At 71.5% G+C, this 22,126-nt stretch carries 24 protein-coding genes and 2 pseudogenes; 5 read left to right on the top strand and 21 right to left on the bottom strand.

Annotated elements, in window-relative coordinates; all coding sequences use genetic code 11:
- Nucleotides 1–4: 4 nt before the first annotated feature.
- Entirely contained in the window at nt 5–94 is a 90-nt protein-coding gene (gene kdpF, locus ACZ7H1_RS15830; RefSeq protein WP_175264873.1) for a K(+)-transporting ATPase subunit F, read from the bottom strand.
- A gap of 208 nt (nt 95–302) precedes the next feature.
- On the bottom strand, nt 303–1,385 hold the full coding sequence (corA, locus tag ACZ7H1_RS15825) for a magnesium/cobalt transporter CorA (RefSeq protein ID WP_470787310.1): 1,083 nt from the start codon (nt 1,383–1,385) through the stop codon (nt 303–305).
- Between the two features lie 138 nt (nt 1,386–1,523).
- Here corA and ACZ7H1_RS15820 point away from each other — a divergent pair, with 138 nt between their 5' ends.
- A complete protein-coding gene (locus ACZ7H1_RS15820; RefSeq protein ID WP_470787079.1) occupies nt 1,524–1,859 on the top strand; it encodes a YnfA family protein in 336 nt (111 codons plus the stop codon).
- Between the two features lie 34 nt (nt 1,860–1,893).
- On the opposite strand, the gene ACZ7H1_RS15815 is transcribed toward ACZ7H1_RS15820, so the two are convergent.
- From ACZ7H1_RS15815 to ACZ7H1_RS15800, 4 genes are all read right to left on the bottom strand, one after another.
- Nucleotides 1,894–2,631: a flavodoxin family protein gene (locus ACZ7H1_RS15815; protein WP_470787077.1), complete on the bottom strand. Its 738-nt coding sequence runs from the start codon at nt 2,629–2,631 to the stop codon at nt 1,894–1,896.
- Between the two features lie 58 nt (nt 2,632–2,689).
- Nucleotides 2,690–3,259, bottom strand: coding sequence for an NADPH-dependent FMN reductase (locus ACZ7H1_RS15810; protein ID WP_470787076.1), 570 nt, complete (start codon nt 3,257–3,259; stop codon nt 2,690–2,692).
- Nucleotides 3,260–3,360: 101 nt separating this feature from the next.
- A complete protein-coding gene (gene codA, locus ACZ7H1_RS15805) occupies nt 3,361–4,701 on the bottom strand; it encodes a cytosine deaminase (protein WP_470787075.1) in 1,341 nt (446 codons plus the stop codon).
- A 101-nt stretch (nt 4,702–4,802) separates the two neighbouring features.
- The gene (locus ACZ7H1_RS15800) at nt 4,803–4,961 is read right to left on the bottom strand and encodes a hypothetical protein (RefSeq protein ID WP_470787073.1); all 159 of its coding nucleotides are present in this window, start codon (nt 4,959–4,961) and stop codon (nt 4,803–4,805) included.
- Nucleotides 4,962–5,055: 94 nt separating this feature from the next.
- Here ACZ7H1_RS15800 and ACZ7H1_RS15795 point away from each other — a divergent pair, with 94 nt between their 5' ends.
- On the top strand, nt 5,056–6,861 hold the full coding sequence (locus tag ACZ7H1_RS15795) for a S9 family peptidase (protein WP_470787072.1): 1,806 nt from the start codon (nt 5,056–5,058) through the stop codon (nt 6,859–6,861).
- Here the strand turns inward: ACZ7H1_RS15795 and ACZ7H1_RS15790 are convergent.
- The 8 genes and pseudogenes from ACZ7H1_RS15790 to ACZ7H1_RS15755 form a co-directional block, all read right to left on the bottom strand.
- A complete protein-coding gene (locus ACZ7H1_RS15790) occupies nt 6,842–7,642 on the bottom strand; it encodes an SURF1 family protein (RefSeq protein ID WP_470787071.1) in 801 nt (266 codons plus the stop codon). The genes ACZ7H1_RS15795 and ACZ7H1_RS15790 overlap by 20 nt on opposite strands.
- Nucleotides 7,643–7,750: 108 nt before the next feature.
- A complete protein-coding gene (locus ACZ7H1_RS15785) occupies nt 7,751–8,971 on the bottom strand; it encodes a hypothetical protein (protein WP_470787069.1) in 1,221 nt (406 codons plus the stop codon).
- Nucleotides 8,968–9,627: a SigE family RNA polymerase sigma factor gene (locus ACZ7H1_RS15780; protein ID WP_470787068.1), complete on the bottom strand. Its 660-nt coding sequence runs from the start codon at nt 9,625–9,627 to the stop codon at nt 8,968–8,970. The genes ACZ7H1_RS15785 and ACZ7H1_RS15780 overlap by 4 nt, the downstream gene beginning before the upstream one ends.
- A 199-nt stretch (nt 9,628–9,826) precedes the next feature.
- Entirely contained in the window at nt 9,827–10,903 is a 1,077-nt protein-coding gene (locus ACZ7H1_RS15775; protein WP_470787067.1) for an aspartate-semialdehyde dehydrogenase, read from the bottom strand.
- A complete protein-coding gene (locus tag ACZ7H1_RS15770) occupies nt 10,900–12,174 on the bottom strand; it encodes an aspartate kinase (RefSeq protein WP_470787065.1) in 1,275 nt (424 codons plus the stop codon). Before ACZ7H1_RS15770 ends, ACZ7H1_RS15775 begins: the two co-directional genes overlap by 4 nt.
- Nucleotides 12,175–12,318: 144 nt before the next feature.
- On the bottom strand, nt 12,319–12,894 hold the full coding sequence (locus ACZ7H1_RS15765; protein ID WP_470787064.1) for a Uma2 family endonuclease: 576 nt from the start codon (nt 12,892–12,894) through the stop codon (nt 12,319–12,321).
- Nucleotides 12,895–12,944: 50 nt separating this feature from the next.
- A complete protein-coding gene (locus ACZ7H1_RS15760; protein WP_470787063.1) occupies nt 12,945–13,874 on the bottom strand; it encodes a hypothetical protein in 930 nt (309 codons plus the stop codon).
- A gap of 90 nt (nt 13,875–13,964) precedes the next feature.
- Nucleotides 13,965–14,634 (bottom strand): annotated as a pseudogene (locus tag ACZ7H1_RS15755) (IS5 family transposase); the annotation flags it as partial.
- A gap of 75 nt (nt 14,635–14,709) precedes the next feature.
- Here ACZ7H1_RS15755 and ACZ7H1_RS15750 point away from each other — a divergent pair.
- Nucleotides 14,710–15,915, top strand: a complete 1,206-nt coding sequence (locus ACZ7H1_RS15750; protein WP_470787061.1) for a hypothetical protein — start codon at nt 14,710–14,712, stop codon at nt 15,913–15,915.
- 155 nt (nt 15,916–16,070) lie between these two features.
- Here ACZ7H1_RS15750 and ACZ7H1_RS15745 read toward each other — a convergent pair.
- The 3 genes and pseudogenes from ACZ7H1_RS15745 to ACZ7H1_RS15735 form a co-directional block, all read right to left on the bottom strand.
- Nucleotides 16,071–16,259 (bottom strand): annotated as a pseudogene (locus ACZ7H1_RS15745) (transposase); the annotation flags it as partial.
- 814 nt (nt 16,260–17,073) lie between these two features.
- On the bottom strand, nt 17,074–17,247 hold the full coding sequence (locus ACZ7H1_RS15740) for a DUF397 domain-containing protein (RefSeq protein WP_470787060.1): 174 nt from the start codon (nt 17,245–17,247) through the stop codon (nt 17,074–17,076).
- Entirely contained in the window at nt 17,244–18,050 is an 807-nt protein-coding gene (locus ACZ7H1_RS15735) for a helix-turn-helix domain-containing protein (protein WP_470787058.1), read from the bottom strand. The genes ACZ7H1_RS15740 and ACZ7H1_RS15735 overlap by 4 nt, the downstream gene beginning before the upstream one ends.
- Nucleotides 18,051–18,134: 84 nt before the next feature.
- On the opposite strand from ACZ7H1_RS15735, the gene ACZ7H1_RS15730 reads away from it, so the two are divergent.
- Complete coding sequence (locus tag ACZ7H1_RS15730) at nt 18,135–18,638, top strand: hypothetical protein (RefSeq protein ID WP_470787056.1); 504 nt, start codon at nt 18,135–18,137, stop codon at nt 18,636–18,638.
- On the opposite strand, the gene ACZ7H1_RS15725 is transcribed toward ACZ7H1_RS15730, so the two are convergent.
- The 3 genes from ACZ7H1_RS15725 to ACZ7H1_RS15715 form a co-directional block, all read right to left on the bottom strand.
- Nucleotides 18,583–19,248: a DUF5063 domain-containing protein gene (locus ACZ7H1_RS15725; RefSeq protein WP_470787054.1), complete on the bottom strand. Its 666-nt coding sequence runs from the start codon at nt 19,246–19,248 to the stop codon at nt 18,583–18,585. The two genes, ACZ7H1_RS15730 and ACZ7H1_RS15725, sit on opposite strands and share 56 nt — an antisense overlap.
- Nucleotides 19,241–19,840 carry a recombination mediator RecR gene (recR, locus tag ACZ7H1_RS15720; protein ID WP_470787053.1) on the bottom strand — a complete coding sequence of 200 codons (600 nt, stop codon included), beginning with the start codon at nt 19,838–19,840 and terminating at the stop codon, nt 19,241–19,243. The genes ACZ7H1_RS15725 and recR overlap by 8 nt, the downstream gene beginning before the upstream one ends.
- 67 nt (nt 19,841–19,907) lie before the next feature.
- Nucleotides 19,908–20,252 carry a YbaB/EbfC family nucleoid-associated protein gene (locus ACZ7H1_RS15715; RefSeq protein WP_470787051.1) on the bottom strand — a complete coding sequence of 115 codons (345 nt, stop codon included), beginning with the start codon at nt 20,250–20,252 and terminating at the stop codon, nt 19,908–19,910.
- Between the two features lie 248 nt (nt 20,253–20,500).
- On the opposite strand from ACZ7H1_RS15715, the gene ACZ7H1_RS15710 reads away from it, so the two are divergent.
- Entirely contained in the window at nt 20,501–21,223 is a 723-nt protein-coding gene (locus ACZ7H1_RS15710) for an SLATT domain-containing protein (RefSeq protein WP_470787050.1), read from the top strand.
- Nucleotides 21,224–21,287: 64 nt separating this feature from the next.
- Here the strand turns inward: ACZ7H1_RS15710 and ACZ7H1_RS15705 are convergent, their stop codons facing one another.
- Nucleotides 21,288–21,938 carry a hypothetical protein gene (locus ACZ7H1_RS15705; protein WP_470787048.1) on the bottom strand — a complete coding sequence of 217 codons (651 nt, stop codon included), beginning with the start codon at nt 21,936–21,938 and terminating at the stop codon, nt 21,288–21,290.
- Nucleotides 21,939–22,126 lie beyond the last annotated feature (188 nt).

Raw genomic sequence — 22,126 nt, 5'->3', positions numbered from 1 at the left:
AGGCTCAGAACCTCTCCGGGTACACGAGGGCCAGCACGAGGTAGCCCAGCAGAGCGACGGCGACGACGAGGCCGACGATGTTCTCGGCAGTCACAGCTTCGCCACCCCCTTGGCGACGAGAGCCACCAGCGCGAAGACCGCGAGCGTAGTGACGACGAAGGCCAGATCGGCCATCGCGAACTCCTGAAGAGGATCAGAGGATTTTCGGACTCTTAGAGAGAACCGCCTCTTTCAGGCGTCAAGAGCGTCCTTGACGGGCCCCATACGGCCGCGGACGTGTCCTTGACGGATCCCTAACGCGATCAGAGCCAGCCGTTGCGCCGGAAGCCCCGGTAGATGACGATGCAGGCCGTCGCGATCACCGCGAGCACCGCCGGGTAGCCGTACGTCCACTTCAGCTCGGGCATGTGCTCGAAGTTCATGCCGTAGACCCCGCAGACCATGGTCGGCACGGCGACGATGGCCGCCCAGGCCGTGATCTTGCGCATGTCCTCGTTCTGCGCGACGGTCACCTGCGCCAGGTGCGCCTGGAGGATGGAGTCGAGCAGCGCGTCGTACGACGCGATCTGCTCCGTGGTGCGGGTCAGGTGGTCGGCGACGTCGCGGAAGTACGCGCGGATGTCCGGACCGATCGACGGCATGGGCTGGGTCGCCAGCTGCTGCAGGGGCCGGTCCAGCGGGGCGACCGCCCGGCGCAGCTCCAGCAGCTCGCGCTTGAGCTGGTAGATCCGGCCCGCGTCGCCGCGGCTGCCCTCCTCGCTGAAGACGGCCGTCTCGACGGCCTCCAGGTCGTTCTGCACGGCGTCCGTGACGGCGAGGTACTCGTCGACCACGTGGTCCGCTATGGCGTGCAGCACCACGGCAGGGCCCTTGGCGAGCTGCTCCGGGTCGGTCTCCAGGACCTCCCGGAGCGGGCCGAGCGAGCCGTGGCCGCCGTGCCGGATGGTGATCACGAAGTCGGCGCCGGTGAAGACCATCAGCTCGCCGGTGTCCACGACCTCGCTGGTGGCCGTCAGCTCCTCGTGCTCGACGTAGCGGACGGTCTTGAACACCGAGAAGAGCGTGTCGCCGTACCGCTCCACCTTGGGGCGCTGGTGGGCGTGGACCGCGTCCTCCACGGCCAGCGGGTGCAGGTCGAAGAGCTTCGCCAGCCCGGCGAACTCCTCCTGCGAGGGTTCGTGCAGGCCGATCCAGACGAAGCCGTCGCCCTCGCGGCGGACCCGTCGCAGCGCCTCTTCGGTCTCCTGGCAGCCGTCCTGCCGTACGCCGTCCAGATAGACCACGCAGTTGACCACGGCCGAGCCGAGCGGCGAGCGGGCCGGGTGGCTGAGGTCGACGGCCCGCCGGTAGCTGCGGCGGACCGCTTGGCGGAGGTGGCTGAACATCGACACTGCGGGGCTCCTTCGGCAGGTCGAGGCCAGTGTGCCAGCCCCGGCCGCCGTGACACTGTGGCCTGCACCCCATCAGCGCCCGCCGGCGCCCGCCGGCACCCGTCAACAACACCCACCCGAAAGCCGAAGCCCATGCTGGTCGCCCGTTCCGTCGCCCTGTTCGCCGTCGCCGCCCTCTTCGAGATCGGAGGCGCCTGGCTGGTGTGGCAGGGCGTCCGCGAGCACCGCGGCTGGGTGTGGATCGGCGCGGGCGTGATCGCCCTGGGCCTCTACGGCGTCGTGGCGACGTTCCAGAGCGACGAGAACTTCGGCCGGATCCTCGCCGCGTACGGCGGGGTGTTCGTGGCGGGCTCGATCGCCTGGGGCATGGTCGCCGACGGCTACCGGCCCGACCGGTACGACGTGCTCGGCGCGCTCGTGTGCCTGGCCGGCATGGCCGTGATCATGTACGCCCCGCGCGGCCACTGAGCGGCCGGGGAGCCTCCTGTCGGCGCTGCGCCGTTCAGCGGTGCTCCGGGTTCGGGAAGTCGAAGCGGCAGCCCGCGTCCCACAGCGAGCGCTGGTTGCCGTGGGCGGGGATGCCGCCGGTGCGCCGGAGCAGGGCCGCCAGGTGCATGAGGTTCCAGCTCATGAAGGCGGTGTTGCGGTTGGTGAAGTCGTTCTCCGGTCCGCCCGAGCCCTCGTCGAGGTACGACGGACCGGGCCCGGCCTCGCCGATCCAGCCCGCATCGGCCTGCGGCGGGATGACGTACCCCAGGTGCTGGAGGCTGTAGAGGACGTTCATCGCGCAGTGCTTGACGCCGTCCTCGTTGCCCGTGATCAGGCAGCCGCCGACCCGGCCGTAGTACGCGTACTGGCCCTGCTCGTTGAGGATGCTGGAGCAGGCGTACAGCCGCTCGATGACCGTCTTCATCACCGAGCTGTTGTCGCCGAGCCAGATCGGGCCGCACAGGACCAGGATGTCCGCCGCCATGATCTGCGAGTACAGCACCGGCCAGTCGTCGCTCTCCCAGCCGTGCTCGGTCATGTCCGGCCAGACGCCGGTGGCGATGTCACGGTCGACCGCGCGGACCAGCTCGGTCGCGACGCCGTTCGCCTCCATGACGGCACGGCTCTTGTCGATCAGGCCGTCGGTGTTGCTGACCTCCGGCGAGCGCTTGAGGGTGCAGTTCACGTAGACCGCGCGCAGGCGCAGGTCCTCGTACCGGTACTCCGGGGGCGTGGCGGGTGTCGGGGGCACGCGACCAGCGTGCGGGCCACCGGGGGGCGCCGCCACCCCGGTGGCCCGTCCGGGCCGGTTACGCGTCCGCAGCCGCGCCGGACTCCGCGTCCGCCTGCGCCGACAGCTCCTGCGCGATGGCCGCCAGCAGCTGCCGGGCGGTGCCGGACTGCGCCTCGTCCGGGGTGAAGCCCTCGGCGCGGATGCCCGGGACCGACAGCGTGGGCTCGACGGTCTTCAGGCCCAGGCGGTCCACGACCGGCCGCAGCATCTCGATGGCCGGGGCGCCGCCGGTCGGGCCGGCGGTGTAGCTGACCAGGCCGAGCGGCTTGCCCTTCCACTCGTGGTAGAGCGTGTCGAGGGCGTTCTTGACGGGCGCGGTGAAGCCGCCGTTGTACATCGGCATGACGATGACGATCGCCTCGGCCGAGGAGATCAGCGCGCTCCAGTCCTTGGTGTGCTGGTGCACGTAGGTGCCGGTCGCGGGCAGTTCGGGCTCGTCCTGCAGCGGAAGGCCGATCTTGCCGAGGTCGGCCTCGGTCACGTCGAAGCCGCCTGCCTCCTGCGCGAGTTCGGCGATCCACCGGGCGACGGGACGGCCGGCCGTGGTGGGGCGGGTGCTGGCGGCGATGACAAGCAGGCGGCGCATCGGTGAGTACCTTCCGCAAATGAGCTGGTAGTTGACGTCCCGCACATTCAACACGAGCCGGGCGAAAGACTGTCGGCCGCCCTCGGGTGCGGCGGAGGGGGCTACTTCAGGCGCCAGTGGGCGCCTTCCCGGGCGTCGCGCGCGCGGACGAAGTCCACCTGCTCGGGCGGCTCTCCGGGCCAGTCCAGCCGGGTGGCCGGGTACGGCGTCTCGGCGAGCACCCGGCCGCGCGCGACCACGTACCGCGGGCGCACCTGGCGCCGGACCGCGTCGAAGGGCGAGTCGGCGGGCAGCAGGACGAAGTCGGCGGGGCGGCCGGGTGCGATCCCGTACTCCTCCCCCAGGCCCAGCACCCGCGCGGCCCGGTCCGTGACCATCGAGAACGCGGTGGCGACCTCGTCCGCCCCGGTCAGCTGGGCGGCGTAGACGCCGGTCAGTGCGGTCTGGAGCGGGTTGCCGGTGCCGAGGGCGTTCCACGGGTCCATCACATCGTCGTGCCCGAAGGCGACGTTGACCCCGGCGGCCAGCATCTCCTTGACCTGGGTGAGCCCGCGCCGCCGCGGATAGGCGTCGAAGCGGCCCTGGAGGTTGAGGTTCGCGAAGGGGTTGCAGACCAGGTGGATCCCCGAACGCGCCAGCAGCCGCTGGAGTTTGAAGCTGTACGCGCCGTTGTACGAGCCCATGGCGGTGGTGTGCGAGGCGGTGACCCGCTCCCCCAGGCCCGAGCGCAGCGCCAGCGCCGCCACGACCTCCACGAACCGCGACTGCTCGTCGTCGATCTCGTCGCAGTGCGCGTCGATCCGCAGCCCGTGCCGCTCGGCCAGCTCGAAGGCCGTGTGCAGGGAGGCCACGCCGTCCTCGCGGGTGTCCTCGAAGTGCGGGATGGCGCCCACCACGTCGGCACCCCGGGCCACCGCTTCGGCCAGCAGCCGCGCCCCCTCCGGGAAGGAGTGGATCCCCTCCTGGGGGAAGGCCACGATCTGGAGGCCGACGACGTCGCGGACCCGTTCGCGGACCTCGACCAGCGCGTGGAGGGCGGTGAGCCGGCTGTCGGTGACGTCGCAGTGCGTGCGGACGTGCAGAACGCCCTGTGCGGCCTGCCAGCGCAGCACTTCCGTGGCGCGGCCGATCACGTCCTCGCGGGTCAGGGTCTGTTTGCGCTCGCTCCAGCAGGCGATGCCCTCCCAGAGGGTGCCGGAGGCGTTCCAGCGGGGTTCGCCCGCGGTCAGCGCGGTGTCGAGGTGGATGTGCGGCTCGACGAAGGGCGCGGTGAGCAGGGCTCCGTGCGCATCGATGACCGTGCCCGTCTCCGGGGGCTCCTTCTGGTCGTCGTACGGGAGTACGCGCGAGATCCGGCCGTTCTCGCACTCCACGTCGGACAGTCCGCTCGCCACCCGGCCGTCGCCGGTGTACAGCCGGGCCCCGCGCACGATCATCTGCATGCCGTTCAGCCTACGGAGCACACCCGGTCGGCTGTTTCACGTGAAACAGCCGACCGGGTGACCGGTGAAGAGATCCCGCCACGGCCCTGGCCGTGCGCTCCCTAGCCGCGCTTGGCCTGGGCCTTCTGCTGCATGCCCCGCGTCTTCGCCGCGGACGAGTGCGGGTCCTTGAATGCCGCCTTGGCGTGGGCCTCGGCCGCAGCGTTCTTGGCGCGCGCTGCTTCGTCGCCGGACTTGCCGGTACGGGCTTTCTTGGCCATGACACTCCTCCTTGGAGCTTCCGGAGAGGCATACGCCCTCCACTGTCACCCCGGATGGCCCAATCGGCATCCGGAAGGCGGACAGAATGGGCACATGACCGATGACACCAGCCAGTCCGGGACGCCCGGGATGCCCGACTGGGAGAAGCGCTTCCGGGCCCCGCGGGTCGGCCTGCCGGAGTGGGCCGAGGACGCCCCGGACCGCTCCCTCTTCGTCTCGAACGCCACCGGCACCTACGAGCTCTACGCCTGGGACCGGACCACCGGCGAGCGCCGCCAGGCCACCGACCGGCCCAACGGCACCACCGACGGAACCCTCTCCCCCGACGGCGAGTGGATCTGGTGGTTCTCCGACACCGACGGCGACGAGTTCGGTGTCTGGGTGCGCCAGCCGTTCGCGGGCGGCGACGACGTGCCCGCCGCCCCGGGCCTCGAGGCGTCGTACCCGGCCGGTCTGGCCATCGGCCGGGACGGTACGGCCGTGGTGGGCCGGTCCACGGACGAGGACGGCTCGACCGTGCACGTGGTCCGTCCCGGCGCCGCGCCCGTGGAGATCTACCGGCACCGCGAGTCCGCGGGCGTCGGCGACCTCTCCCACGACGGCACCCTCCTCGCCATCGAGCACACCGAGCACGGGGACGCGATGCACTCCGCGCTGCGGGTGCTGTCGCTGGACGGCTCGACCGTCGCCGAGCTCGACGACACCAAGGGCGGCACGGTCGAGCTGGGCCTCGAGGTGCTGGGCTTCGCTCCCGTGGCCGGGGACACCCGCCTGCTGATCGGACACCAGCGGCGCGGCCGCTGGGAGCCGATGATCTGGGACGTGGCGACGGGCACGGAGAGCGACCTCGCCGTCGGGCTGCCGGGCGACGTCGCCGCCGAGTGGTATCCGGACGGCTCCGCCCTGCTGATCGAGCACAGCTTCGAGGCCCGCAGCGAGCTGTGGCGCCACGACCTGGCGACGCGCGAGCTGGTCCGGGTCGACACACCGCCCGGCACGGTCTCGGGGGCCACGGCCCGCCCCGACGGGACGGTGGAGTACCTGTGGTCCTCCGCCGCCGAGCCGTCCTCCGTGCGCTCGACCGCGGGCGGGGTGGTGCTGGAGGCACCCGGCATGAAGGCGCCGGGCTCGGTGCCCGTCGAGGACGTCTGGGTGGAGGGCCCCGGCGGCCGCATCCACGCGCTGGCGCAGCGCCCGGCGACGGGCGAGGGCCCCTTCCCGACGGTCTTCGAGATCCACGGCGGGCCGGCCTGGCACGACAGCGATGCGTTCGCGGCGGCTCCGGCGGCCTGGCTGGACCACGGCTTCGCGGTGGTCCGGGTCAACTACCGCGGCTCCACCGGCTACGGCCGGGAGTGGACGGACGCCCTCAAGCACCGGGTCGGCCTGATCGAGCTGGAGGACATCGCGGCCGTACGCGAATGGGCCGTGTCCTCGGGTCTCTCCGACCCCGCCCGCCTGGTGCTCTCGGGCGGCTCGTGGGGCGGGTACCTCACCCTCCTCGGCCTGGGCACCCAGCCGGACGTGTGGGCGGCCGGCCTGGCCGCGGTGCCCGTCGCCGACTACGTGACGGCGTACCACGACGAGATGGAGGCGCTGAAGGCGCTGGACCGGACGCTGTTCGGCGGCACCCCGGAGGAGGTCCCGGAGCGTTTCGAGGCCTCGTCGCCGCTGACGTACGTCGACGCCGTGCGCGCTCCGGTGCACATCGCCGCCGGCCTCAACGACCCGCGGTGCCCGATCCGCCAGATCGACAACTACGTCGACCGGCTGGCCGCGCGCGGAGCGGTCCACGACGTCTACCGCTACGACGCCGGGCACGGCTCACTGGTGGTGGAGGAGCGGATCAAGCAGGTCCGGATGGAGCTGGAGTTCGTGCTCAGGCACGTGCGGCCGTAGCGGGCTCGGGCTCGGCGTCCGGGACGAGGCCCAGCTCCGCGTCCCGGATCGCCTCCGCCTCGCGGCGGTAGAGCCGGTACCACATGAAGATCACGAAAGCGGCGAAGACGAACCACTCGCCGGTGTAGCCGAGGTTCTGGAAGGCCTTCAGGTCGAGGCCGGTGTTCGTGGGCGCCGCCGCGGGCACCGGCTGCATCCCGGCGACGCCCGCCGGCGCCTCCGGCAGCGTCAGCCACGCGTCGTACAGCGGGTACGGGACCAGGTTGACCAAGGAGGCCGCGCCGATCACGCCGAGCTGTCCGGCGGGCAGGCCGCCCTGGGAGTGCACGCCCTTGGTGGAGGAGTTCTCGGAGGCCTGGAGCGCGCCGGTGACCTCGACCCGCCCGGCCGGCGGCGCGGGGGCCTTCGCCTGGTCCGGGGTGCCGGGGAGCCAGCCGCGGACCACCGGGACGGCCTTGCCGCCGTCGGTCTTCAGCAGCGTCAGGACGTAGTACCCGGCCCGGCCGTCGAGCGTGCGCTCGGGCACCAGCAGCTGGTCGGCGTAGGTGCCGGAGACCTTCGCGAGCCGTCCCGAGGTCTTCTTGTCGACCGGCAGCAGCGCCTCCAGCGGCTGCGCCGAGCGCTCCGACACGGGCCGCTCCGCCGTGGCCTCGCGGTGGGTGTCGACGCGGTCCTCGAACCGGCCGAGCTGCCACGACCCCATGAAAAGACAGAAGGGGACGGCCAGCACGACGAAGACGTTGATCCCCCACCACCGCGGGGTCAGCAGGAAGCGGTGCACCCCTCCACGGTACGGGCCCCGCCCCCGGCCCCGGGACGCGGCCCCGTCGGGGACCGCGGGCACCGGCCCGCGGGCGGCCCGGGACCTCCCCGGGACCTCCCCGACTTCCTAGACGACGGGCCCGGTCGGGAGCAGTCCGGTGCGGTAGAGCGTGCCGGAGCAGGCGTTCGGGATGACGGTGTGGGCCGTCGGCGCGCCCGGCTGCGCGGTGTGCGTGATCTCGATGCTCGCGCCGTCGGCGGCCGAGCCCTCCTCGGTGGTGTCGCCGCCCGTGTCGGAGCCGCCGCCGAGCGGGTCGGAGCCGTCCAGGCCGCCGTCGCCGTCGGCGCCGCCCGGGCCCGGCTCGCCGGTGGCCGTGCCCGCGTCGGTGCCGGCGCTCGTACTACCGCCCTGGGAGCCGTCCTGCGAGGGCGTGGGGCCCGGGTCGGTCGCGGTGGGGCAGGCCTGCGCAGGGACCCAGGCGAACTGGATCTCGTAGGCCTCGTTCGGCTGGAGGACCAGGCTGGTCGGCTCGGTGCCGCCGGGGAGGCCGGTCGCCGGGTCGCCCGCCGCGTGGTCGGCCACGGTGATCTTCGCCGGGTCGGCCCCCTCGCCGGACGGGGTGGCCGTCATGCTGCCCTTGCCGGAGACGGTGCACTCGCCCTGCGAGACGTTGGTGATCCGGAAGGTGCCGTAGACCTTGCCGTCGGCGTCCGGGGTACGGGTGTCCTGGAGCGCGACGCCGAGCTGGTCGGCGTGGCAGGCGGGCGCGTCCGCGGCCGTGGCGGGCGGGTTGGGGCCCGTGCCCCCGCCGGTCTCGCCGGTGCCGCCGCTGGTCTCCCGCTGCTTGCCGCCGCCCTTGCCCTGCGGGTCGCCCTTGTCGCCCTTGCCGCGGTCCTTGCCGCCCCCGGCCGTGGGGCGCGCAGCGGGGGTCGGCAGACCGGGCCAGGTGAGGTCCGGGTCGCTGACGCCGCTGACGCCTCCCTGGGCCTGCTCGCCGTGGCCGGCGATGGCGGGCCGGTCGGTCGAGCCGTCGGGGCTCTTGGCGACCTTCACGAACGCCGGGATGGAGATGCCGATCAGCAGGGCCGCCGCGACCGCGCCCACCATGGCCTGGCGCTTGCGGGCCCGGCGGGCGGGTACGGCGTACCGCAACCGCTCCAGCGCGCCGTCGGAGGGTTCGAGGTCCGCGACCGCGCCCTGGAGCAGGCTCCTCAGGGCCAGTTCGCCGTCAGGACCGGGACTGCTGTTCACGGCGCTGCTTTCGCTCGGGTTCGGTTCGTCGCGGTGGTCGCGTCCGTCGCGGTGACCGCGTCCGTCGCGTTCACCCCGTGCGTGTGTGTCGCTCATCGCCCCGCCTCCATGGCCTTCCGCAGCGCCGCGATCCCGCGGGATCCGTACGCCTTCACCGACCCCAGCGATATCCCGAGCGTCTCGGCCACCTGGGCCTCCGTCATGTCGGCGAAGTAGCGCAGCACCAGGACCTCCCGCTGCCGGCGCTGGATGCCCTTCATCGCCTTGATGAGGTCGTCCCGCTCCAGCTGGTCGTAAGCGCCTTCCTCGGCACTCGCCATGTCCGGCATCGGCTTCGAGAGGAGCTTGAGGCTCAGGATGCGCCGACGCAGCGCGGAGCGGGAGAGGTTGACCACGGTCTGGCGCAGGTACGCGAGGGTCTTCTCGGGGTCGCGGACCCGGCTGCGCGCCGAGTGGACCCGGATGAACGCCTCCTGGACGACGTCCTCGCAGGAGGCCGTGTCGTCGAGGAGCAGCGCGGCGAGACCGAGGAGCGAGCGGTAGTGCGCCCGGTAGGTCTCGGTGAGGTGGTCGACGGTGGTACCCGCGGCGATGGCGTCGTCGGCGCTGCCTCGCGGAGCGGGGACGCGGCCGGTGCGGGTGGAGCCCAGCGGAGCGATCACCGGCATACCGCCGGTGTTGCGGGGACGCCTGCGGGGCGGCGCGATCGCTGCGCGCGCCGGCAGGACTGCGATGTCGAGAACCTGTGCCACGCCAGTTGGACACGCGTCCCCCCGGCATGGTTGTACGCGCGGGGCATCCAGATCAATGCCGCGTCAAATACCCTCATGCGCACCCGTTCTTCCCAGTCGCCCCATTTGTCCAGGCGGCAGTCGGGCCATCACCTTGATCTCGGGATCAGACAAGATCCTACAAAGGGATGCGCGGTGGGGACTCGCCCAGGGCCACCACTCAAGCGGACGCGAACTCGCCGGCGACCAGTTCCGCGATCTGAGCGGTATTCAGGGCGGCGCCCTTGCGGAGGTTGTCGGCGCAGACGAAGAACTCCAGGGCCCGCGGATCGTCCAGCGACCGGCGCACCCGCCCCACCCAGGCGGGGTCGGTGCCGACCGCATCGGCGGGTGTGGGGAACTCCCCCTTGGCCGGGTCGTCGACGAGGACGATGCCGGGGGCGGCGGCCAGGGTCTCGTGGGCGCCCGCGACGCTGACCTCGTTCTCGAAGCGCGCCCGTACGGTCATCGAGTGCCCGGTGATCACCGGGACCCGGACACAGGTGACGGACACCGGCAGCGACGCCAGGCCCAGCACCTTGCGGGCCTCGGCCCTGATCAGCAGCTCTTCGGAGGACCAGCCGTCCTCGTGCAGCTCACCCGACCAGGGGACGACGTTGAGCGCCAGCGGCGCCGGGAAGGGGCCCGTGTCCTCGCCCACGGCCCGCCGTACGTCGCCGGGCTGCTCGCCCAGGCCGGTGCCCGCGACCAGCGACAGCTGGCGGCGCAGCGCCTCCGCCCCGGCCCGCCCGGCGCCGCCGGCGGCCTGGTACGTGGAGACCTGGAGCTCGCTGAGCCCGTACTCGGCGTGCAGCGCACCCACGGCCACGATCATCGCGAGCGTGACGGCGTCGGGGCCCGCGACGATCCCGCGCGGGCGGATCCGGGCGGCGTGCCCGTTGATCTCGGGGACGACGAGCGGGACCTCGGGGTCCATCCGGAAGGCCGCGGACCGGTCGACGACGACCGTGCCGCGCGCGGTGACGACCGGCGCCCAGTGGGCCGCGACCTGCTCGGGGGTGAGGAAGACGGCGACGTCGCGCGGTCCGAGGCCGTCGAAGGCGTCCTCGGTGAGCGCGAACACCTCGGCCTCCTCCCCGCGCACGGACAGCCTGCGGCCGGCCGAGCGCGAGGAGGCGATCAGGCGTATCTCGCCCCAGACGTCCGCCCGCTGGGACAGGATCTGGAGCAGGACCGAACCGACCGCTCCGGTCGCCCCGACCACGGCGAGCGCCGGGGCGGACCGGGTGGCGGTCATCGTCCGGTGCCTCCGTAGACGACGGCCTCGTCGCTGTCGGAGTCCAGGCCGAAGGCCGTGTGCACGGCGCGGACGGCCTCGTTGACGTCGTCCTGGCGGGTGACCACGGAGATGCGGATCTCGGAGGTGGAGATCAGCTCGATGTTCACGCCCGCGTCGGACAGCGCCTGGAAGAAGGACGCGGTGACGCCCGGGTTGGTCTTCATGCCCGCGCCGACCAGGGAGATCTTGCCGATCTGGTCGTCGTAGCGCAGCGACTCGAAGCCGATCGCGGCCTTCGCCTTCTCCAGGGCGGCGGTGGCCTTGTGGCCCTCGGCCTTGGGGAGCGTGAAGGAGATGTCCGTCAGGCCCGTGGCCGCGGCGGACACGTTCTGCACGATCATGTCGATGTTGATCTCGGCGTCCGCGATGGCGCGGAAGATCGCCGCGGCCTCGCCCGGCTTGTCCGGGACGCCGACGACGGTGATCTTCGCTTCGGAGACGTCATGAGCGACTCCGGAGATGATGGCGTGCTCCACCTGCTCGTCCCCTTGCGGCTTCTCGTTGCTGACCCAGGTGCCGCGCAGTCCGGAGAAGGACGAGCGGACGTGGATCGGGATGTTGTAACGGCGTGCGTACTCCACACAGCGGTGGAGCAGCACCTTGGAGCCGGACGCGGCCAGCTCCAGCATGTCCTCGGAGGAGATCCAGTCGATCTTCCGGGCCTTCTTCACCACGCGCGGGTCGGCGGTGAACACACCGTCGACGTCCGTGTAGATCTCGCAGACCTCCGCGTCCAGCGCGGCCGCGAGCGCGACGGCGGTGGTGTCGGACCCGCCGCGCCCCAGCGTGGTGATGTCCTTGGAGTCGGCGGAGACGCCCTGGAAACCGGCGACGATGGCGATGTTGCCCTCGTCCAGTGCGGTGCGGATCCGGCCCGGCGTGACATCGATGATGCGCGCTTTGTTGTGGACCGAGTCGGTGATGACGCCCGCCTGGCTGCCGGTGAACGACTGGGCTTTGTGCCCCAGGTTTTTGATCGCCATGGCCAGCAGGGCCATGGAGATCCGCTCTCCCGCTGTCAGCAGCATGTCGAATTCCCGGCCGGTAGGCATCGGAGACACCTGCTCGGCGAGATCGATCAGCTCGTCCGTCGTGTCGCCCATCGCGGAAACCACGACGACCACCTGGTGGCCGTTCTTCTTGGCATCGACGATCCGCTTGGCGACGCGCTTGATGCCCTCGGCATCGGCTACGGAGGAGCCTCCGTACTTCTGCACGACAAGGCCCACGTGCGCTCCTCGCTCAGTCCATTACTGCGGTCAGCTCCGCAGTCTAACGAGCGACCGCAATCCGACCTTCGCGTACCACATCATGAGACATGACCGTCATACAAAGAGACGCCGGGGCGCGCGGGGAGGTTCCCCCCGACCCCGTCAGTCGGCGAAGTCCTTCAGCTTGTCGGTCTCCAGGATGATCCCCACCGGGTCCGGGAGCTCGATCACGGCGCCGAAGGGGCGCGTGGTGATCGCCCGGTAGCGGCCGCCTTCGGGCTCGGCGTGCACGACCACGGACCCCTTCTCCCGGTCGACGAGGAGGCACACGGGGATTCGGGCGCTCGCGTAGCCCGCCGGCTTCTCCACCCGGTCACGGGCGTTGGTGTCCCGGTCGCGAGACGTGACCTCGACGGCCATGAGCACACCAGCGGGATCGGCCCATTCCCCCTGGCCCGCCAGATGCTCGGCGGGGACGAGCACGGCGTCGGCGCGCGCCCGGCCCTTCCGGTACCGCTCGGCCTTGATCCCCTGCTCCGGGTACAGCTCAAGGTCTGGCCTCTGCTGCATGCACTGCTTGAGCAGCCACATCACGATGGTCTGGTGGTTCCCGTCCGGCACCGGCTTGACCTGGACCTTTCCCTGGATGAACTCCAGGCGCACGAGCTCGGGCGCGTTGCGCGCCAGCTCCTCGAACTCGTCGATGGACATCTGCGCCGGGGCACCGGTGGGGGTCATGGCCTCGCCTCCTCCCCTCCATGGTGCCCCGGTGGGCACCTCCTGGACGCTCATACGCGCAGCTTCGGGAGGAAGCCGGCGGCCTCGCGGGCGATGTCGGCGAGGCGGTGCACCTCGTGGGGCGTGGGCGCGGCGGGCCGGAAGGTCTGGAGCCGCCTGGCCTCCTCCGTCCCGGCGTGCAGGACCTCGCAGTCCGGGCAGCCGAGTTCGGGCAGGCAGGCGGGGCAGGCGTCGCGCAGGATCGACGCGGTCAGCCCGTCCGCGTCGCAGTGCAGGCAGGCCCGGACCCTGCGGCCGACGGCGGCGGCCGCCGACGGAGCGTGGGGCTCGTCCACGCGCTCGGGCGGCATCTTGGTCTCCAGCCGGATGCGGACGAGGGCCGCGGGGTTGTGCACGGGCCGCGGCAGCCCGGCCGTGAGGGCCTGGGTGAGCTGCCGTACGTCGTACCCGCGCTCCAGCCACGCGTCGGCGAGCGGGGCGAGCCGCTCGCAGTCGTCGGCGGACAGCGCGAGCCCGGGGTCGGCGTCGCGCAGCTGCGCCAGCGCCCGGCGGCCCGCGTCCGCGGCCGGAGGCCGCTCCGGCTCGGCCTCGGGCGCGTCGCAGAACGCCTGCCACCAGTCGTCGTCCCGCGGCGTGCGCGAGAAGTAGGTACGGGTCACCCAGCGGGCGCCGCTCGGCGAGACCAGGTGCTCCTTGAACTGGCGCGCGTGCCCGGCGTCGGCCAGCCGGTGCAGCAGCCTGCGGCAGGAGATCTGCCCGAAGCCGGGCAGGACGGCGGCCAGGGTCTTGTGGTCGACCGCCGCACCCTCGGGCAGCCGGTCGAGGTACCAGGCGAGCGCCGCCTCATCCTTGCTCAGGTGTGCGAATTGCTCTGCCGTCCGGGGGAGTTGCTCGGGCGCATCGCGCTTGCCGAATCCGGGGCGCGCCATCGGATGGGCTGCGGGAGCGGGCAGGGCGGAGCCAAAATCGGCGTACGCCACGAGATCCTCCTTGGGGATCTTGCTGGTGAGACCCCGGCCGATGTCTCAACCATCGCGCCGGGGTTGTTTCGTTGCGGCGAACGCTAGAGCGCTGCGACGCAGCGTCGTGACGGCGATGCCCCGACGCCGCAGCAGATGCCGGATCGCTCGGCTGGAGTAGGCCTTGTCGCCCAGGACTCGGGTCGGTTTCGTGCGTGGGCGGCCGGTGTCGGCTCGCGGAACGCGGATCCCGTCGAGGACCTGACCGAATGCGGTGGCGTCGTTGACGTTGCCGGGCGTGAGCACGATGGACAGCGGCAGTCCCCGGCCGTCGACAGCGAGGTGGACCTTGGTGGTCAGCCCGCCTCGGGACCGGCCGAGGGCCTGGCGCGTCTGCGAGCCGACCGGATCTTCCAGTTCGTCCCCGTCCGCAGCCCCCTTTTACGTGCGCCGGCGGCGTGCTGGTGAGCACGGTTGATCGTGGAGTCGACGGCGACGGTCCACTCCACCCGGCCCTCCGTGGCGTCGCGGACCTGCACATGCTCCAACAGCCTTGCCCACGTGCCGTCCGCCTCCCAGCGGGAAACCGCTCATGGACGGTCTGCCACGGCCCAGACCGCTCGGGCAGGTCACGCCACGGAGCCCCGGTCCGCAACCGCCACAGCACACCATTGACCACCTGCCGGTGATCACGCCACGGCCGACCACGCCCATCCACCTGCGGCAACAAGGGCTCTATCCACCCCCACGCCGCCTCCGTCAACTCACCTCGACCTGCCACAAGATCAATTGTCAGACCAGGCCTTAGCATGGGCACGCCATCCCCCGTGCCGTGTCCAGCCGACGGAAGACACCCATGCGCCTCCAGCGGATATCCGCCGCGACCGCGACCCTCGCCGCGCTCACCACCCTCGCCACCGCCTGCGAGGACCCCCAGAAGAACGGCACGCCGGCCCAGAGCCCCGCCGCGGCCGCCACGGCCTCCGGCCAGGCCTCCCCGCCGGCCGCCGGCCCCGCGCCCGCCACGCTGGCCGGGGCGCAGGCCCACGTACAGAAGTACACGTCCTGCGAGAACCTGAGCACCGACCCGAACGACCGCCGGGTGCCGCTCAGCGGGTTCATCGGCGCCGGGGACTGGAGCATCACGGAACGCGGTGTCTGCACGGACAAGAAGGCGCGGGGCGAGATCGTCCTCTTCCTGACGCCGGACATGAAGGCCTTCCAGCAGGCCGCCAAGGACAACGCCGCGAAGCTGATCGCCGAGGGCCGCGTCGAAACCGACCGCGCCAGCCGCACGGTCGTGGGCCCGACCTTCGCGCTGACCGCGCTCAAGACCGCCACCGCCGTGTCCCTGGTCGACCCGCCCAACTCCGACCTGCGCATCCTGAGCTGCAACCCCGACCTCTACGTACCGGAGGGCTTCAAGAAGGAGAAGGCCCTGGTCGAGGGGTGCTTCCTCACCGACTACGTCAACAGCCCCGACGGCCAGGGCAGCCCCCACCGCGGGGCGGTCCGCGACCCCTCCACCGAGGGCAGCGCGGAGCCGGGCCGGCCGGGCGCCGGGAGCCAGGGGCTGCCGAGCGCGGGCAGCCTCGACGAGCTGAAGAAGATGGTCAGCCCGCACACGGTCGACTGCACGAAGATGACCGTCACCGACGAACCGGTCCAGTCGATCGACTACATGCCGGTCGTCGACGGCAGCCCGCGCTCCTGGGGCGTCAAGCAGCGGGCCGTCTGCGGCGAGCTCGGCGGGGAGCGGCGCGCGCACAACCTGAACTGGCTGGACACCGTCTCCGACATGAAGACCCTCCAGATCAAGGCCAAGGCGGCGCAGCTGGCCGACCTGAAGGACGACGGACGGCTCAAGGCCACCGCGAGCAAGCTGCTGGTCGGCACGAACATCGCCGTCGAGACCAACAACGAGAGCATCCGCCGCGGGCTGTACCAGCTCCAGTTCCTCTACCTGAACTGCGAGACCGGTTTCACCGCGCCGGCCGGCTACCGGCTGGAGAAGGCCCAGGTCGAGGGCTGCGTCCTGACCAACTACGAGCGCCCGAGCTGACACACGGCCGTCCGGGGCGTGCGCGGCGCGCCCTGGGGGTATCGACTGGTGTGTTCCGCCATCCGCGCACCAGAAGCACCAGGAGCACCAAGAGCCGCCACGTCACTCTTCATCCCGGATTCGACGACTCCGTGGTCGTCCGCGGCGGCGTACGACCAGACGGTCTGCCACGGCCCATACCGCTCGGGCAGGTCACGCCACGGAGCCCCGGTCCGCAACCGCCACAGCACACCATTGACCACCTGCCGGTGATCACGCCACGGCCGACCACGCCCATCCACCTGCGGCAACAAGGGCTCTATCCACCCCCACGCCGCCTCCGTCAACTCACCTCGACCTGCCACAAGATCAATTATCAGACAGGCCTTAGCAGACAGCGGCCTGCGCTGCCAGTGAGGTCGGCTCGTAGGCGGTGATGATTCCTTGGGGATTCACCGACGGCCTCGCACCGAGGGGACCCGGGTTGGTCACCACCTTGAACTCGGACTTCGGAGGACAGGCGGGACGGATGTCTTGGTAAATGCGCTCCCCGGGGAAGTTGGACGTGACCGTGCCGCCCCAGATGGTGCGGTTTATCTTCTTGTCGAAGGTGGCGTTCCAGCGTCCTCGCTCGACCAAGTGCCGGAAGCCCCCCCGTTCTTCGTCCCGCAGCGCAGGTAGACCTTGGCCGGGCCGCGGTAATAGGTCTTGGCGATGGTGGCTTGGCTCTTGTTCCTGCAGTTAGCGGCCGCTGCAGCGAGGGTCTCGGGCGGCTCCACGCCTGCCGAAGCGGGCGGTAGGAGCGGCTCCTGCCCCGTCAGCCCGAGCTCCTCGGGAGACTCGTCCCCGGACAGGACGGGGGCTCCGGCTCGTGGCCACCATCGGCGACTGCAAGCGTCTCGACGTGAGGCGTCTGCGCTACCGCGGAAGGCACGAGCACAGACACGGCCAGGGCGCCGGCGAAGGCGGCGAAGCCCAAACGGGATGATCTCAAGGTGCCTCCTGCTGTCGAGTGCGGGAAGCGAACAACACCGCCTAAGCCCCAGCGCCCGATAGCGATCACCCGTAAGCACACACATCGACCCGAACACAAATCCGAATTGGCGTGATCCGATCACCGAGGGACAGCGCAAGCGCATCCGTCCGTGGGGACGGATGCAGAGAGGACTCGCAGCTTGCTTAGAGCGCGGCCACGAAATCCGCCCAGGCTGACGCCTCGACCACGATTTCGGGCCCACCGGGCGCCTTGGAATCGCGGACGTGAACCGCCGCGGGGGCGGTGGCGACCTCGACGCAGGCATCGCCCTCCGGGCCGCTAAAGCTGGATTTGAACCACCGCAGTTCACCGCTCATCGGTCATCCACCATCCGCGTGAGGAATCGGGCGGACTCCTCGGTGCCGAGGGCCTCCATACGGATCATGCTAAGTCGCTCCGCTGCCGCGTCGACTGCTTCGGGGGCAGCGGACAGATGGCTCGCAAACTGGCCGTCTTCATAAGCGAGACGCTCCGATTCTGCGGTCCGGAGGAGGACCATCGAACCAATCAGCGCGGCTGGGACCGCTCGACTGAAAGGGAGCACCTGCAACGACACGTTGCGCAGGCGCCCCACCTCAAGGAGACGGCGCAACTGCTCCGGGTCCACGTGGGGACCACGCAGCGCAGCCTCGTAGATGACGAAGCTGAGTGTCACGGGCGGGTTTCTCGTCAGCAAGGCCTGACGCTCCATGCGCGCCTGCACCCGCGCTTCCACGGTGTCGTCGTCAAGCGGTGGAAGGAAGTTGCCGATCAAGGCTCGCGCGTACGCCTCGGTCTGGAGCAGGCCGGGAATCAGCGCCACCTCGTACCACCACAGGCTCCGCGCCTCGCGTTCGTGCGCCATGTAATCCACGGCCCGCGCGGGGAACTTCTCCCGCCTCAGGTACTCCTTCGCGGAGCTGAGCATGTCGTCAGCCTTGAACAACACATCGGCGGCGTCCAACAGTTGCGGCGTCGGCATGCGGACGCCCTGTTCCATGGCCTTGATGGTGTCCGGGGAGTAGCGGGATGCCGCCGCCAGCTCCTCGCGGGTGACACCCGCCTTCAGGCGCCACCGCTTGAGCTGGTCGCCCGCGTACCGCCAAGTCGGCGGAGGTACAGAAAGGTTCGGCACTGACACAGGGGCCACCTCCGACGGGTACACCACACCGCGTATCCGGTCAGTCACTCCCCACGGTAGCTCCGCAGGAGGAGGCTGTGCTGCATGAACAGCACAGTGCGGCCCGAATGGGTCCCCCTCCTCGGGCACCAACTGCACAGGACCGGCGTGTACTTCGACGTCGTCCGGATGCCCGGCGTGCGCGGGGAGGCCGTCGCCGAGCAGCTCGACGCGCTGACGGAGGGGCAGTCCGGGCCGGTGATCTGCGAGGCCAGCGGCTTCCGGTGGATGTACTTCCTGCTCCCGCCCGGCAGCGCCCGCGGCTACGCCTGGCCGTTGGGCGTCCAGCGGTTCGGGGCGGAACCGCGGACCGCCGCCTACATCGGCGTACCGGCGCTGGACGGCGAAACCTGGCCGCTGTCCTGGCAGTCGCCGCCGAGCAGGGCGGCCCGTTTCGTGGACCCGGACGCACTGTACGACGCACTCGTGACCGAGCCCGCGGACCGGGCCGCGGCCCGCGAGCTGCTCGCTGCGTACCAGAGCGACCGGAGCGCTACGAAAGCGCGCGGCGTCCCAGACCCAGCGGGCCGGCGAGCTCCTCGGCCATGACGGCGCCGGCCTGCTCGGCGAGGTCGTCCTCGGTGAGGTCCTCGTCGGTGTCGAGCCCGTCCAGGGCCGCGAGCGGCTGGTCCAGGCGGACGTGCGCGATCAGCGACTGGAGCGCGCGCAGGGTCGCCGAGGCCGTCGGGCCCCAGTTGGTGAAGTACGAGAACTGCCACCACCACAGCGCCTCGGTGACGCGGCCCGCCTGGTGGTGGATGAGCCCGTGCCGCAGGTCCGCGACGACGTCGGCCAGGTCGTCGGAGATCCGGTGCGCCACCGGGGCCTTGCGCGGCTCGTACGGGTCGAAGACCTCGGAGTAGACGTCCACCGGCTCCAGCATCACGGCGAAACGCTCGCGCAGGTCGTCCACATCCGGCTCCGGGCCGAGGTCCGGCTCGTAGCGCTCGTCGGGCAGGACGTCCTGGTACGCACCCAGCCGCCCGCCCGCGAGCAGCAGCTGCGAGACCTCGAGGAGGAGGAACGGCACCGCGCTGTCCGGGTCCTCGCCCTTGGCGACCTCGGTCACGGCGACGATGAAGGACTCGATCTGGTCGGCGATCTGGACGGCGAAGTCGTCCGGATCCTGGGCCAGTGCGTGCAGCGTTGCGTCAGACATCGAGAAGTCGCCTTCCTTCAAAGGCCCGCCCGAGCGTGACCTCGTCCGCGTACTCCAGATCTCCCCCGACGGGGAGCCCGCTGGCCAGGCGGGTGACCTTGAGGCCCATCGGCTTGATCATGCGGGCGAGGTAGGTGGCGGTGGCCTCGCCTTCCAGGTTCGGGTCGGTGGCGAGGATCAGCTCGGTCACCGCCCCGTCCGCCAGCCGCGCGAGCAGTTCCCGGATCCGCAGGTCGTCGGGGCCGACGCCCTCGATCGGGCTGATCGCGCCGCCGAGCACGTGGTACTTGCCGCGGAACTCGCGGGTCCGCTCGATGGCGACGACGTCCTTGGGCTCCTCGACGACGCAGATGACCGTGGCGTCGCGGCGCGGGTCACGGCAGATGCCGCACAGCTCCTCCTGGGCGACGTTGCCGCAGACCGCGCAGAACCGGACCTTGTCCTTGACCTCCAGCAGCGCGTGCGCCAGCCGGCGGACGTCCGTCGGCTCGGCCTGGAGGATGTGGAAGGCGATCCGCTGGGCGCTCTTGGGCCCGACGCCGGGCAGCCTGCCCAGTTCGTCGATCAGGTCCTGGACCACGCCTTCGTACAACGGACTGCCTTCTCTCTCTGCTACTGCTGGGTTACTGCTCGGGTACGTACGGTAGTGGCGCGGCGAGTCAGAAGGGGAGACCCGGGATGCCGGAACCGCCGCCGAGGCCCTGGGCCAGCGGGCCGAGCTTCTCCTGCTGGAGGGCCTGGGCGTTTTCGTTGGCCGCCTGCACCGCGGCCACCACCAGGTCGGCGAGGGTCTCGGTGTCCTCCGGGTCCACGGCCTTGGGGTCGATGACCAGGGCACGCAGCTCGCCGGAGCCCGTCACGGTCGCCTTGACCAGACCGCCGCCGGCCTGGCCCTCGACCTCGGTCGCGGCAAGCGCCTCCTGGGCCTCGGCAAGGTCCCGCTGCATCTTCTGGGCCTGCTGAAGCAGCTGCTGCATGTTGGGCTGGCCGCCACCAAGATTCACGATGCACACACTCCTTGTCGTTCGCTCAAACCGAGCCTACGTGCTCCCCGCGTGCCGCGCCCTACGCCGAGAGGACCAACTCTTTCGAGTGAGAGTTGCGTCCCTGCCGTACCTGATCAAGACCTCCTTGCGGGCGGAAAACAGGGGATTCTTTGCCCATGCCCCGCCGTTCGGAGGTAGGAAGGGGTGGCGCATCATTAGCGCACACGCGCACCACCACACGTCAGCGCAGGCAGAGGGAGTGCCGGGTGAGCCAGCCGGAAATGCAGCCCGAAGGGCCGCCGCGGGAGGAAGGCGGACCGGATCTGACCGGCAGGCCGTTCCCCCTCGGTGACTGGGGCGAGCCCGCGGAGCGCCTGGACGAGCTCTACCGGTGGGTCGAGGCCGACGCGCTGCGCACGGCCGAGTGGTACCTCTCCGACCGGGCCTGGAAGCGGCGCGGCGCCCGGCTGCTGCGTGCCGCGGCCGCCCTGGGCGCCGTGGCGGGCGCGACGCTGCCGCTGCTGGAGCTGACCGGCTCGCTGTCCGGCGCCGCGTCGTACGGCTACGTCGCCCTGCTGCTGGCCGCCGCCGCCCTGGCGTGCGACCGGTTCTTCGGCCTGACCTCGGGGTGGATGCGGGACGTGGCCACCGCGCAGGCGGTGCAGCGGCGCCTGCAGACGCTCCAGTTCGACTGGGCTTCGGAGAACGTCCGCGAGGTGCTCGGGCCGACCGAGGGCACGGCGAGCGAGGCCGCGGACCGGTGCCTGAACGTCCTGCGCCGCTTCTCCGAAGACGTCAGCGAGCTGGTGCGCTCCGAGACCGCGGACTGGATGGTGGAGTTCCGGGCGGGCCCGGCGCCGCTGGCGATGCAGTCGCTGAGCGCCTCGTCCTCGCGCCCGGAGCCGGGCGGGCAGCCGAGCCGCTTCCCGCTGCCCCCGGGCACCCGCCCGAACATGCCCCGCCAGCGTCCCCCCGAGCAGCCTCGCTGAACGTCGGGGGGACGGGCCGGAGGGCCCCTCTCGGCTGAAATCTCGGCTGAATCTCAGCTGAATCTCAGCTGAAGATGATCATCGAGCCCTGGCCGAGACTGCGGGTCGCGGCCGCGTGCAGGCCCAGCCAGACGTGACGCTCGCGGGCGAAGGGGCTGTCGTCGTAGGGGCCCGAGGACGCGGGCTCCTCCAGCGCGGTGGGCCGCCCCGGCGGGGCCGGTGCGGCGGGCGGGTTGTTCGGGTCGATCCCGATCACCGGGGCGACGAAGGCCAGCTCGCGGAGCAGGCCCTGCGCGGAGCCCAGCGGGCCGCCGCCCGCGAGCAGTTCCTCGTTGGCCAGCGGTGCGGCGAAGTCCACCGGCACGTAGGCCCCCGCGTGGTCGTAGTGCCACACCAGGTGCGACTGCTGCGCCGTGGCCTCGAACATCTCCAGGAGCTGTTCGTAGTCCCCGCCCAGCTCGTCCACCGGGGTCACCGGCAGGCCGCAGATGTGCAGCAGGTACGCCCGGCGCAGGAAGTGCAGGGCGTCGTAGTCGAAGCCGGCGACGGGCGCGACGTCGCCCGACAGTCCCGGCATGTACGCGAAGACGGGCACGGACGGCAGCCCGGCTTCGCCGAGCGCCCTGTCATAGGCGGAGATCTCCTCCGCGAAGGGGTTGTCGGGGCTGTGGCACAGCACGTCGACAAGGGGGACCAGCCACAGGTCACAGGCCACACGGGCTCCCATCGTTGTCCGCCGATCGGCCCAGCGTAGTGCGCCGGGCACCGTGCGCGAAGAGGTCCGCGGTCCCGGGGGGGGGGGGGAGGGGGGGGGGGGGGGGGAGGAGGGGGGGGGGGGGGGGGGGGAAGGGGGGGGGGAGGGGGGGGGGGGGGTGGGGGGGGGATGTACGCCTAGGTTCTTTC

It is taken from the genome of Streptomyces sp. NPDC037401 (assembly GCF_055602345.1).
This window is presented reverse-complemented; position numbering and strand designations above follow the sequence as displayed.

What these genes read in the sequence shown, in the direction of transcription:
- corA (WP_470787310.1), bottom strand. Translation starts at nt 1,385, where the DNA reads ATGTTCAGCCACCTCCGCCAAGCGGTCCGCCGCAGCTACCGGCGGGCC.
- ACZ7H1_RS15820 (WP_470787079.1), top strand. Translation starts at nt 1,524, where the DNA reads ATGCTGGTCGCCCGTTCCGTCGCCCTGTTCGCCGTCGCCGCCCTCTTC.
- ACZ7H1_RS15810 (WP_470787076.1), bottom strand. Translation starts at nt 3,259, where the DNA reads ATGCGCCGCCTGCTTGTCATCGCCGCCAGCACCCGCCCCACCACGGCC.
- codA (WP_470787075.1), bottom strand. Translation starts at nt 4,701, where the DNA reads ATGCAGATGATCGTGCGCGGGGCCCGGCTGTACACCGGCGACGGCCGG.
- ACZ7H1_RS15800 (WP_470787073.1), bottom strand. Translation starts at nt 4,961, where the DNA reads ATGGCCAAGAAAGCCCGTACCGGCAAGTCCGGCGACGAAGCAGCGCGC.
- ACZ7H1_RS15795 (WP_470787072.1), top strand. Translation starts at nt 5,056, where the DNA reads ATGACCGATGACACCAGCCAGTCCGGGACGCCCGGGATGCCCGACTGG.
- ACZ7H1_RS15785 (WP_470787069.1), bottom strand. Translation starts at nt 8,971, where the DNA reads ATGAGCGACACACACGCACGGGGTGAACGCGACGGACGCGGTCACCGC.
- ACZ7H1_RS15775 (WP_470787067.1), bottom strand. Translation starts at nt 10,903, where the DNA reads ATGACCGCCACCCGGTCCGCCCCGGCGCTCGCCGTGGTCGGGGCGACC.
- ACZ7H1_RS15765 (WP_470787064.1), bottom strand. Translation starts at nt 12,894, where the DNA reads ATGACCCCCACCGGTGCCCCGGCGCAGATGTCCATCGACGAGTTCGAG.
- ACZ7H1_RS15750 (WP_470787061.1), top strand. Translation starts at nt 14,710, where the DNA reads ATGCGCCTCCAGCGGATATCCGCCGCGACCGCGACCCTCGCCGCGCTC.
- ACZ7H1_RS15740 (WP_470787060.1), bottom strand. Translation starts at nt 17,247, where the DNA reads ATGAGCGGTGAACTGCGGTGGTTCAAATCCAGCTTTAGCGGCCCGGAG.
- ACZ7H1_RS15730 (WP_470787056.1), top strand. Translation starts at nt 18,135, where the DNA reads ATGAACAGCACAGTGCGGCCCGAATGGGTCCCCCTCCTCGGGCACCAA.
- ACZ7H1_RS15725 (WP_470787054.1), bottom strand. Translation starts at nt 19,248, where the DNA reads ATGTCTGACGCAACGCTGCACGCACTGGCCCAGGATCCGGACGACTTC.